The following is a 10,285-nucleotide window of genomic DNA, read 5'->3' as shown; positions in this document are numbered from 1 at the left end:
GTAGATCAGTCGACTTCAATGTTGCCCGACCCACCGCATTCGCGAGCAAGCCCGCTCCCACATTGGTTTTGCGCTATTTTCAATACCGAATCTGCTCCAGTTATCACACAGCCCCAATTGGGCGTTTTTTTTGCAGCCTCGGGCGGGCATACTAGGCCGTCCCTTACCCTGGTGCCGCCCGCCCCTATGCTTCGCGTCCTGATCGCCCTTGCTCTGACATGCCTGCTCCAACCGGCCTTCGCTGACGAGCGCGCGCAAACCCAACAGCAGTTGGACGCCACGCGTCAGGACATTGCCGAGCTGAAAAAGCTGCTGGGCAAAGTTCAGGAAGAAAAATCCGGCGTGCAGAAAGAGCTCAAGGGCACGGAAACCGAGCTGGGCAAGCTGCAGAAGCAGGTCGATGCGCTGCAGAAAGAACTGCAGAAAAGCGAATCCGAGCTGCAGCGACTCGATGCAGAGAAAAAAAAACTCCAGAGCGCGCGCACTGAACAGCAGCGACTGATCGCCATTCAGGCCCGTGCGGCTTATCAGAACGGTCGGCAGGAATACCTCAAGCTGCTGCTCAACCAGCAGAATCCCGAGAAATTCGCCCGCACCCTCACCTATTACGATTACCTGAGCCAGGCCCGCCTGGAGCAGCTGAAGAACTTCAACGAAACCCTGCGCCAACTGGCCAATGTCGAACAGGACATCGCCGCGCAACAAGCGCAATTGCTGGTGCAGAAAAGCAGCCTCGACACCCAGCGCGACGAACTGGAAAAAGTCCGCAAGGAACGTCAGCAGGTGCTCGCCAAGCTCAATGACGACGTAAAGGCCCGCGATCAGAAACTCGCCGCACGCGAGCAGGATCAGGCAGACCTGTCTAAAGTCCTTAAAACCATTGAAGAAACCCTGGCCCGTCAGGCCCGTGAGGCAGAAGAAGCGCGGCAGAAAGCGCTGATCGCCCAGCAGGAAGCGGAAAAAAAGCGCTTGCGTGAGGCGCAGGCGGAAAACACCGACGCCCCACGAAAACCCGCCAAATCGACGCCCGGCGCGCTGGTTTCCAGCAGCGGCGAGACCTTCGGTGGCGCTTTTGCTGCAACCCGGGGAAAACTTCCTTGGCCGGTTGATGGTCGACTACTGGCGCGCTTCGGTGAAAGCCGTGGCGACGACGCCCGTACCAAGTGGGATGGCGTGATGATCAGCGCCGCCGCCGGCAGCCAGGTGCATGCCGTGCACGGCGGTCGCGTGGTGTTCGCCGACTGGTTGCGTGGCGCCGGGCTGCTGGTGATCCTCGATCACGGCAACGGTTTTTTGAGTCTTTACGGCCACAACCAGACGCTGCTCAAGTCAGCGGGTGACGTGGTCAAAGCCGGTGAGTCGATTTCCACTGTCGGTAACAGTGGCGGTCAGGACACATCAGCGCTGTATTTCGCAATTCGTCAGCAGGGTCACCCGAGTGATCCGGCGCAATGGTGCCGCGCGCAAGGATAGGCGTTGAGTCACCTACATTAGGAGTTCGTTCGACATGCTGCATTTGTCCCGTCTTACCTCGCTGGCCCTGACGATCGCCCTGGTGATCGGCGCGCCTCTGGCGTTCGCCGCTCAACCGGCTCCGGCCGTCGCTCCGGCAGGCACAGCCGCGACCTCCAAGGCGCCGTTGCCGCTGGAAGAGTTGCGCACCTTTGCCGAGGTCATGGATCGGATCAAAGCCGCTTACGTCGAGCCGGTGGACGACAAGACCCTGCTGGAAAACGCGATCAAGGGCATGCTCAGCAACCTTGATCCGCACTCGGCCTACCTCGGCCCAGAGGACTTTACCGAACTGCAGGAAAGCACCAGCGGAGAGTTCGGCGGGCTGGGTATCGAAGTCGGCGCTGAAGACGGCTTCATCAAAGTGGTCTCGCCAATCGACGACACCCCGGCATCGAAAGCCGGTATTCAGGCCGGTGACTTCATCGTCAAGATCAACGGCCAGCCGACTCGCGGCCAGACCATGACCGAAGCCGTCGACAAGATGCGCGGCAAGATCGGCCAGAAAATCACCCTGACCCTGGTTCGCGATGGCGGCACGCCGTTCGACGTGACCCTGGCCCGTGCAGTGATTCAGGTGAAGAGCGTCAAGGCGCAGCTGCTGGAAACCGGCTATGCGTACATCCGCATCACCCAGTTCCAGGTCAAGACCGGCGAAGAGGTCTCCAAGGCTCTGGCCAAGCTGCGCAAGGACAACGGCAAGAAGCTCAACGGCATCATTCTCGACCTGCGTAACAACCCCGGCGGCGTGTTGCAGGCAGCGGTGGAAGTGGTCGACCACTTCATCACCAAAGGCCTGATCGTTTACACCAAGGGTCGCATCGCCAACTCCGAACTGCGCTTCTCCGCCACCGGCAAAGACGAAAGCGAAGCGGTGCCAATGGTGGTGTTGATCAACGGTGGCAGCGCCTCGGCCTCGGAAATCGTCGCCGGCGCCTTGCAGGATCAGAAACGCGCCGTGGTCATGGGTACCACCAGTTTCGGCAAGGGCTCGGTACAAACCGTGCTGCCGCTGAACAACGACCGCGCGCTGAAGATCACCACCGCGCTGTACTTCACGCCGAACGGCCGCTCGATTCAGGCGCAGGGCATCGTCCCGGACATCGAAGTGCGCAAAGCGAAAATCACCAACGAGGCGGACGGCGATTACTTCAAAGAAGCCGACCTGCAAGGTCACTTGGGTAACGGCAACGGCGGCGCCGACAAACCGACCGGCTCGGGCGCCAAGCCTAAAGCCATGCCGCAAGATGATGACTACCAATTGGCCCAGGCCCTGAGCCTGCTCAAAGGGCTGAGCATTACGTCCGGCCGTTGAGGATGTCTTTGCGTTTCGTCTTCGTTCTGTTGTGCTGTCTGGCGGGTGCTGCTCACGCAGAGCCCGTCAGCCCGAAGCCTCACAAGGCCTACCTGAGTCTGATCATCGATGACCTGGGGCAAAACCTGCCCAGGGATCGCCGCGTGCTGGCCCTGCCCGGCCCGGTGACCACGGCGATCATGCCCGACACCCCGCACGCCACCGAATTTGCCCGCGAGGCCCATCGCGCCGGCAAGATCGTCATCCTGCACATGCCAATGGATCCGGCCACCGGGCCTTACGCCTGGCATCCCGAACTGCCCATCGAAGAACTGGAAAAACGCCTGAACGCCGCGTTCAAAATGGTGCCGTACACCGCTGGCATCAATAACCACATGGGCAGCCGCATGACTGCGCAACCAGTGGCGATGGCGTGGTTGATGGGCGAGTTGCAGCGCCGCCACAAGTTTTTCGTCGACAGCCGCACCAGTGCGCAAACCGTCGCCGCGCAGCAGGCGCAGAAGATCGATCTGGCGAGTGTTTCGCGGGATGTGTTTCTTGATGATGAGCGCACGGAAGCGGCGATTTACACGCAGTTGCAGACGGCGATCAGCCTGGCGCACAAGCAGGGTTCGGCAGTGATGATCGGGCATCCTTACCCGCAGACACTGGCGGTGCTGGAGCGCGAATTGCCGAAGCTGAAGGCTCAGGGGATTGAGTGGATTGATATCCGGCAGATGATCAGTGTGCGCAGTAACAAGGCGACTGCGGCTCATGGCAAGGATGGCGTTTACCGCTGACTTTAGAAGCCCCTCACCCCAGCCCTCTCCCGGAGGGAGAGGGAGCTGACCGAGTTGATTGGGACAGCTGCACCGACTTGCAATACCGAGTCGAACTCAGGTTTTGAAAAGCACATAGATCAGCTCCCTTTCCCCCTCGCCCCCTTGGGGGAGAGGGTTGGGGTGAGGGGGTAGCGATCTGATAAGCGCTACAAATACCGTCCCATGATGTCATCCACCACACCATCCTTGCGCATCTGATCCAGCGCGGCCTGGAGCTTCTTCACGGTTTCTTCCGGCACATCTTTATTCAGCGCCAGATACAGCTCAGCGCTGTTGAAGCGCAGCACCGTCTTCAGCCCCGTCACCCCATCCTGTCGCGCCAGATAGCGCCCCGCCGGATCACCCGTCGCCCACAAATCAATCTGCCCGTTGACCAACTTCTTGGCGTTGTCCTGATCGCGCAACACCACCACCGGCTTCAAGCCCTGCTTGGTCAGTGTCTCGGCAATCGCATCGCCCTTGTACGCGCCAATCTTGTATTTGCGCGCGTCCTCAAGGGTTTCGAGGGTGATCTTGCTGTCGGCCTTGGCCAACAGGATCCAGTCATCCGGGCCGATCGGGCCGACCCATTTGAAGAGTTTTTCGCGATCCGGCAGGCGCGCCATCACGAAGGCGCCGTAACCAGGATTTTCCAGGGCGAGCTTGTACACGCGCTCCCAAGGAAAGCGCAGGGTCAGGCTGTAAGTGACGCCGGCACGCTGGAACATTTCCCGAACGATGTCGGTGGCGATGCCGTTGATGTTTTCGCCTTGGGCGAAATTTTTGCCGTTCTTCGCCATGTTGTACGGCGGGAAGTTTTCGGTAAGGAGCACCAGATCGGTGTCGGGACTGGTTTCGGCGCGGGCCGTGTTGATGAGCAACAGAGAGGCGCTGGCGAGAACTAGAAGCAGGCGTTTGATCATGTTGGGCTACCGAAATCCATGGCGTGCCCAAGAGTGCCTTGGGTGCGCCATGGTGTCCACTGGCCTGTATCGATTTTGACGCTTAACGCATCGTGATGCCGCGTTTAGCCATGTAGGCCTTGGCTTCCTGCACGGTGTATTCGCCGAAGTGGAAAATACTCGCCGCCAACACAGCGCTGGCGTGGCCTTCGAGAATGCCGTCAGCCAAGTGCTGCAAGTTGCCGACACCGCCGGAAGCAATCACCGGAATGCCCAGCGCGTCGCTGATCGCGCGGGTCACGCCGAGGTCGAAACCGTTTTTCATGCCGTCCTGATCCATGCTGGTCAGCAGGATTTCACCGGCGCCAAGGCCTTCCATTTTCTTCGCCCACTCGACCGCGTCGAGGCCGGTCGGCTTGCGCCCGCCGTGGGTGAAGATCTCCCAGCGCGGGGTTTCGCCCGGGCCGGAAACCTTCTTGGCGTCGATGGCGACGACGATGCACTGCGAGCCGAAATGCTGCGCGGCTTCGCCAACGAATTCCGGGTTGAACACGGCAGCGGTGTTGATCGACACCTTGTCCGCACCGGCATTCAGCAGATTACGAATGTCCTGCACGGTACGCACGCCACCGCCGACGGTCAGCGGGATGAACACCTGGCTGGCCATGCGCTCGACGGTATGCAGCGTGGTGTCGCGACCATCGACGCTGGCGGTGATGTCGAGAAAGGTAATCTCGTCGGCACCCTGCTCGTCATAGCGACGGGCGATTTCTACCGGGTCACCGGCGTCGCGGATGTTCTCGAACTTCACACCTTTGACGACCCGGCCGTTGTCCACGTCCAGGCAAGGGATGATGCGTTTGGCCAGAGCCATGCTTAATCTCCGATTAAGAGTTGCAAGCTTCAAGCTTCAAGCTGCAAGAAAGAGCGGACGCGGTCGCGCTTCTAACTTGCAGCTCGCAGCTTACAGCTTGGAGCTGGTCGCGTAGCTATCGCAGAAAGCCTGGGCTTCTGCCACATCCAGCGTGCCCTCATAAATCGCGCGACCCGTGATGGCGCCGATGATGCCCGGCGCCTTGGCGTCGAGCAGCGATTTGATGTCACCCAGATTGTGGATGCCGCCGGACGCGATCACCGGGATCTTGGTGGCAGCGGCCAGCGCAGCGGTGAACGGCACGTTGCAGCCCTGCATCATGCCGTCTTTGGCGATGTCGGTATAAACGATCGAGGAGACGCCGTCGGCTTCAAACTGCTTGGCCAGGTCGATGACCTGCACGGTGCTGATTTCCGCCCAGCCATCGGTGGCGACGAAGCCGTCTTTGGCGTCCAGACCAACAATGATCTTGCCCGGGAACGCGCGGCAGGCTTCAGCGACGAATGCAGGATCTTTCACGGCTTTGGTGCCGATGATCACGTAGCTGACGCCAGCCTTGACGTAGTGCTCGATGGTTTCCAGCGAACGGATGCCGCCGCCGATCTGGATCGGCAGGGTCGGGTAACGCTTGGCGATCGCGGTAACCACTTCGCCGTTGACCGGCTGGCCTTCAAACGCACCGTTGAGATCGACCAGATGCAGACGGCGGCAACCGCCCTCCACCCACTTGGCAGCCATGCTCACCGGGTCATCGGAGAACACTGTGGAATCTTCCATGCGGCCCTGGCGCAGACGTACGCAGGCACCGTCTTTAAGATCGATAGCGGGAATAATCAGCATGCTTTTTCCTTCGTCAAAAGAGCGGCAAGCTGCAAGCGACTAGCTGCGAGCATGCGGCGTACCAGTTCTTGCAGCTTGAAGCTTGCGGCTTGCAGCTGCTCCTAATTTTTTTCGAGCGCCCACAGGTCGCTTTCGATGCTTTCAAACCGCTCTTTGAGGTGGGTCTGAACATCGAAAATCGCCCTGTTGTAATAGTGCGGAGCAATTTCGCGGGTAAACAGCTCAAGAATTTCACCCGCTTCGAACGATCCCAGATCGAGTTCGAAACGGTCTTCCATGAACCGCTGAATCTTGCGATTGGCCTCGTTCTCCTGTTCGGGAGTGAGGGTCAGAATCGGCGGTTTGGTTTTCTTGGCAGCCATTTACCAGCGACCGTCCCACGCCGCGAAGTTCTGCAGCAACTGCAGGCCATGGGTATGGCTTTTCTCCGGGTGGAACTGCACGGCGAAGCGCGAGCCATCGGCCAGCGCCGCAGCGAAATCGACGCCGTAATGACCGCCGCCGACCACTTGCCGCGCATTGGCGGCAGCGATGTAGTAGCTGTGCACGAAGTAGAAACGCGCCATGTCCGGAATGTCATGCCACAGCGGGTGGCTGACCTTCTGCTGCACTTCGTTCCAGCCCATGTGCGGGACTTTCAGGTGTTCGCCGTCTTCGTGCAGGTCTTTACCGAAGAACTTCACTGCGCCCGGAAACAGGCCGATGCAGTCAACGCCATCGTTCTCTTCACTGCTGTCGAGCAAGGCTTGCATGCCGACACAGATGCCGAGGAACGGACGATCCTGGCTGACTTCACGCACCAACGAGTCGAAACCGAGGCGACGGATTTCAGCCATGCAATCGCGAATCGCACCAACACCGGGGAACACCACGCGATCCGCTTCACGAATCACTGCCGCATCGCTGGTGATCAGCACTTTACCGGCGCCGACGTGCTCGAGGGCTTTGGCCACCGAGTGCAGGTTGCCCATGCCGTAATCGATAACTGCAACCGTCTGCATTACAGAACGCCTTTGGTCGATGGCATTTGCCCGGCCATGCGCTCATCCAGCTCGACGGCCATGCGCAGCGCGCGGCCGAAAGCCTTGAACACGGTTTCGATCTGGTGGTGGGTGTTGGTGCCGCGCAGGTTATCGATGTGCATGCTGACCAACGCATGGTTGACGAAGCCCTGGAAGAATTCCTGGAACAGGTCAACGTCGAAACCACCGACGGTGGCGCGGGTGTACGGCACGTGCATCTGCAGGCCTGGGCGACCGGAGAAGTCGATGACCACGCGTGACAGCGCTTCATCGAGCGGCACGTAAGCATGACCGTAGCGACGGATGCCTTTTTTATCGCCGATGGCTTTGGCAAATGCCTGGCCGAGGGTGATACCGACGTCTTCCACCGTATGGTGGTCGTCGATATGCAGATCGCCCTTGCATTCAATATCCAGGTCGATCAACCCGTGACGGGCGATCTGATCCAGCATGTGCTCAAGAAAAGGAACACCGATATCGAATCGGGCCTTTCCGGTGCCATCAAGGTTGATCGAGGCTTTGATCTGGGTTTCCAGAGTGTCGCGCTCGACAGAAGCCTTACGTTCGGCCATCACCAGCTCCGCAAAATCATTGGGCGAAAAAGGCAGCCATTATAGGCACGCGGGGCGCAAACAGAAACACGAGAGGTGATATGGCTGACGGATAGAACGCCCGGCTGTCGCGGGTAGACATGTCCATACAAGCCATAAAGGGCAATGATCGCTCCCACGCTCTGCGTGGGAGTGCAGCCCGGGACGCTCTGCGTCCGCTTCGAATGTGACGCAGAGCGTCACGGGAGGCATTCCCACGCAGAGCGTGGGAACGATCAGGTACAGGTGACCTTAGTGAAACAGTACCGCCGTTTTCTGCAGGGTTACCCACACACCCCACGCCAACGGAATACCCACGGCCAACCAAGCAGCAATCGCCAGCGGCTTGCTGCCCGGCGCGGCTTTCCACTCCAGAACCGTGCTGGCATCAGCACCTTTGTCGTGACCCAGCGCCTGTTCGGCGGCCAGTTCAGCGTCGGTCATGAAGTACTTGTCGGCCACCGGACGAACCAGCATGTTGCACAGGAAGCCCAACACCAGCAGGCCGGCGAGGATGTACAAAGTGATGTCGTAAGCGGCAGCGCGTTCAACGCCGATGCTCAGCTGATATTCACGCAGGTAGTTCACCAGCACCGGGCCGAGCACACCAGCCGCCGCCCAGGCAGTCAGCAGACGACCGTGGATCGCGCCAACCATTTGCGTACCGAACAGGTCAGCCAGATACGCTGGAACCGTCGCGAAACCACCGCCGTACATCGACAGAATGATGCAAAACGCCGCCACGAACAGCGCAACGTTGCCCAAATGGCCCATGTTCGGAATCAGCGCGTACAGGGCAAAACCCAGGGCGAAGAACACGAAGTAGGTGTTTTTGCGGCCCAGGTAGTCCGAGAACGAAGCCCAGAAGAAACGACCACCGATGTTGAACAGGCTCAGCAAACCGGTGAAGCCCGCAGCGATCGCAGCGATCGAAGCCAACTGACCCGCATCGAGCTGACCAAACGGCACGTCAACGCCCAGCAGCTTGCCGCCGAACACTTCCTGCAACAGTGGCGACGCCATGCCGAGGATGCCGATACCGGCAGAAACGTTCAGGCACAGTACCAGCCAGACCAGACGGAATTGCGGGGTTTTCCACGCCACATTCACGTGCACGTGACGATTGGTGATCATCGCGTTTGCGGCTTTTTTCGCCGGCGCAGTCCAGCCTTCAGGTTTCCAGCCGGTTGGCGGCACGCGGTACGACAGAGCGCCACCGATCATGAACACAAAGTAGATCGCGGCCATGGCCACGAAGCTCTGCCAGACGCCAACACCTTCAGCCGAGCCGAAGTGGCTCATCAGCGCAGTCGCCAACGGTGCACCGACCATCGCGCCGCCACCGAAGCCCATGATTGCCATGCCGGTCGCCATGCCGCGCTTGTCCGGGAACCACTTGATCAGGGTCGAGACCGGCGAGATGTAGCCCAGACCGAGACCGATACCGCCAATCACGCCCGAGCCAATCCACATCAGCCAGATCTGGTGGGTATAAATACCCAGCGCCGAAATCAGCAGACCGCCGCACCAGCACAGTGCCGATACAACGCCAGCCTTACGCGGCCCTGCGTGCTCAAGCCAGCCACCCCAGATCGCTGCCGAGCAACCGAGGAAGATGAAGAACAGCGTGTAGATCCAGCCGAGCATGGAGATCGGCCAGTCGCATTGCGACGAAAACACTTGTGCGATGAAGCTCATGTCCGGCGCGCAGGTCACTGGCGCGGTGACGCCCAGCGCCTTGGACAGCGGCAACCAGAACACCGAGAAACCGTAGGCCATGCCGATGCACAAGTGGATGGCCAACGCGGCCGGTGGAACCAGCCAACGGTTGAAACCGGGCTTGGCGATGATGCGCTCCTTGGAGAGGAACGCAGGCTGGGCGGCGCTGAGGCCGTCCGCCGTAATGCTCGTGCTCATTGTGTATCCCCCAATTATTAGTATGGTTCGCCAGCCACTGTTCACCCTCGGCCTTATGCACGCAGGCATGACCGTTTTTTGGGTGAAGCTCCTTGAAGGCGCGACGTTAAGTCGCAGAGGGACGGACGAACGGGGCAAAGGTTACCATTTGCAGGTGACAGAAAAACCAAACTGATATCACCTTTTTCATGTCACCTGATCTCTACACCTGTGTAGGAGCTGCCGAAGGCTGCGATCTTTTGATCCTGTTTATGAAAAACATCAAAAGATCGCAGCGTTCCGCAGCTCCTACACGGGGCAATTTTTGCTGAATGATGGGTGAACCAAGCGCAGAAAATGGCGTCGCAAGCGGGGGCCGAACTGCGCCTGCTGGCACCTGCCGGACATCCTGAAGCTCTGGCCATCGCGGCGAAGTTGCACGCGCCATTGGCGGTACTGGCAACATGACGCCACACCGAACCGGGCATTTGCAGCGCTATACTCCCCGGCTAAATTACGAATTCGACTAATTAC

General features: G+C 59.6%; 10 protein-coding genes and 1 pseudogene. 4 read left to right on the top strand and 7 right to left on the bottom strand.

Going from position 1 to position 10,285, the window contains the following annotated elements; genetic code table 11:
• The first annotated feature begins 186 nt into the window (after window positions 1–186).
• From GVL50_RS25635 to GVL50_RS25625, 3 genes are read left to right on the top strand one after another with little or no spacing between them, the layout of a single operon-like run.
• Complete coding sequence (locus tag GVL50_RS25635) at window positions 187–1,473, top strand: murein hydrolase activator EnvC (protein ID WP_053116594.1); 1,287 nt, start codon at window positions 187–189, stop codon at window positions 1,471–1,473.
• A 34-nt stretch (window positions 1,474–1,507) separates the two neighbouring features.
• A complete protein-coding gene (locus tag GVL50_RS25630) occupies window positions 1,508–2,827 on the top strand; it encodes a S41 family peptidase (protein ID WP_053116593.1) in 1,320 nt (439 codons plus the stop codon).
• Window positions 2,828–2,829: 2 nt separating this feature from the next.
• Window positions 2,830–3,606, top strand: coding sequence for a divergent polysaccharide deacetylase family protein (locus GVL50_RS25625; RefSeq protein WP_159815488.1), 777 nt, complete (start codon window positions 2,830–2,832; stop codon window positions 3,604–3,606).
• 188 nt (window positions 3,607–3,794) lie between these two features.
• Here the strand turns inward: GVL50_RS25625 and GVL50_RS25620 are convergent, their stop codons facing one another.
• From GVL50_RS25620 to GVL50_RS25590, 7 genes are all read right to left on the bottom strand, one after another.
• The gene (locus tag GVL50_RS25620; RefSeq protein ID WP_053116591.1) at window positions 3,795–4,550 is read right to left on the bottom strand and encodes an ABC transporter substrate-binding protein; all 756 of its coding nucleotides are present in this window, start codon (window positions 4,548–4,550) and stop codon (window positions 3,795–3,797) included.
• Between the two features lie 82 nt (window positions 4,551–4,632).
• Window positions 4,633–5,403 carry an imidazole glycerol phosphate synthase subunit HisF gene (hisF, locus tag GVL50_RS25615; RefSeq protein ID WP_053116590.1) on the bottom strand — a complete coding sequence of 257 codons (771 nt, stop codon included), beginning with the start codon at window positions 5,401–5,403 and terminating at the stop codon, window positions 4,633–4,635.
• Between the two features lie 90 nt (window positions 5,404–5,493).
• Window positions 5,494–6,243, bottom strand: coding sequence for a 1-(5-phosphoribosyl)-5-[(5-phosphoribosylamino)methylideneamino]imidazole-4-carboxamide isomerase (gene hisA / locus GVL50_RS25610; RefSeq protein WP_053116589.1), 750 nt, complete (start codon window positions 6,241–6,243; stop codon window positions 5,494–5,496).
• 101 nt (window positions 6,244–6,344) lie between these two features.
• Window positions 6,345–6,605, bottom strand: coding sequence for a DUF2164 domain-containing protein (locus GVL50_RS25605; RefSeq protein ID WP_053116588.1), 261 nt, complete (start codon window positions 6,603–6,605; stop codon window positions 6,345–6,347).
• A complete protein-coding gene (gene hisH / locus GVL50_RS25600; protein WP_053116587.1) occupies window positions 6,606–7,244 on the bottom strand; it encodes an imidazole glycerol phosphate synthase subunit HisH in 639 nt (212 codons plus the stop codon).
• Window positions 7,244–7,837, bottom strand: coding sequence for an imidazoleglycerol-phosphate dehydratase HisB (hisB, locus tag GVL50_RS25595; protein WP_042557195.1), 594 nt, complete (start codon window positions 7,835–7,837; stop codon window positions 7,244–7,246). Before hisB ends, hisH begins: the two co-directional genes overlap by 1 nt.
• 270 nt (window positions 7,838–8,107) lie before the next feature.
• Window positions 8,108–9,772, bottom strand: a complete 1,665-nt coding sequence (locus tag GVL50_RS25590; protein WP_053116586.1) for an OFA family MFS transporter — start codon at window positions 9,770–9,772, stop codon at window positions 8,108–8,110.
• Window positions 9,773–10,090: 318 nt separating this feature from the next.
• Between GVL50_RS25590 and GVL50_RS25585 the strand changes: the two are divergent.
• Window positions 10,091–10,219, top strand: a pseudogene (locus tag GVL50_RS25585) (aspartate 1-decarboxylase autocleavage activator PanM); the annotation flags it as partial.
• Between the last annotated feature and the right edge of the window lie 66 nt (window positions 10,220–10,285).

The organism is Pseudomonas sp. 18058 (genome assembly GCF_902706155.1).
Classification (GTDB): domain Bacteria; phylum Pseudomonadota; class Gammaproteobacteria; order Pseudomonadales; family Pseudomonadaceae; genus Aquipseudomonas; species Aquipseudomonas rustica.
Note: the sequence above shows the minus strand (reverse complement) of the source record. Positions and strands in the feature narration are given on the sequence as shown.